Genomic DNA, 938 nt, shown 5'->3' on the forward strand with positions numbered 1-938 from the left:
GCCCGTGGCAGGTGGCGACATCAATCACGCCGTGCGTCTCGGTGAATGCTTCGTCAAGCTCAACGATCCCGGGTACGCGGCGATGTTCGAAGCCGAGGCGGAGGGGCTCGCCGAGCTGGCGGCCGCCCGCGGCGGGCCGCGCGTGCCGGCGGTCGTCGCCCGGGGCGTGGCCGGGGGCCGGGCCTATCTCGTGCTGGAGTGGATCGATTTCGGCCAGCCCCGGCGGAACGGCTGGCACCGCATGGGCGAGGCCGTGGCCGCCATGCACGCCACCACCGCCGAACGCTTCGGCTGGCACCGGGACAACACCATCGGTACCACCTCCCAGCCCAATGCCTGGATGACCGACTGGGTCGCCTTCTTTGCCGAGCGGCGGCTCGGCCACCAGCTCGCCCTGGCGGCCGAGCAGGGCGCCCCCACGGGCCTGATCCGCGACGGCGAGCGCCTGCGCGACGGCCTTGGCGGGCTGTTCAGCGGCTACCAACCCGTGCCGTCACTACTCCACGGCGACCTCTGGGGCGGCAACGCCGCCTTCGACGGAGATGGGGCCCCCGTCATCTACGACCCCGCCGTGCACTACGGCGACCGCGAGTGCGACCTGGCGATGACCGAGCTGTTCGGCGGATTCCCCGCCGATTTTCACGCTGCCTACGACGCCGTTTGGCCGCGGGACGCCGGCTATCCGGTCCGGCGCACCCTCTATCAGCTCTACCACCTGCTCAACCACTTCAATCTCTTCGGCGGCGGCTTTGCCCGCAGCGCCCATGATGCGGTGCGGCGTCTGCTATCGGAGATCGGTTGATGCTGCATTGCGCGGTCGCGGGTGCGACGGCGCCGTCAATGACCGGCCGGAGTCAGCGATAACTGCCGTCGGGCTGGCGTTTCAGTCCGTAGTAGCTGGGGCGTACGCTGTTGTGCTCCTCCTGCCAGCGGCGGGA

The 938-nt window shown here is 70.4% G+C and carries 1 protein-coding gene; it reads left to right on the top strand.

The annotated features are described in order from the left end of the window. On the top strand, positions 1 to 802 hold an 802-nt coding region (locus G7A99_RS21495; protein WP_163143957.1), incomplete at its 5' end, for a fructosamine kinase family protein. Between the last annotated feature and the right edge of the window lie 136 nt (positions 803 to 938).

It is taken from the genome of Arhodomonas sp. KWT, from assembly GCF_010993615.1.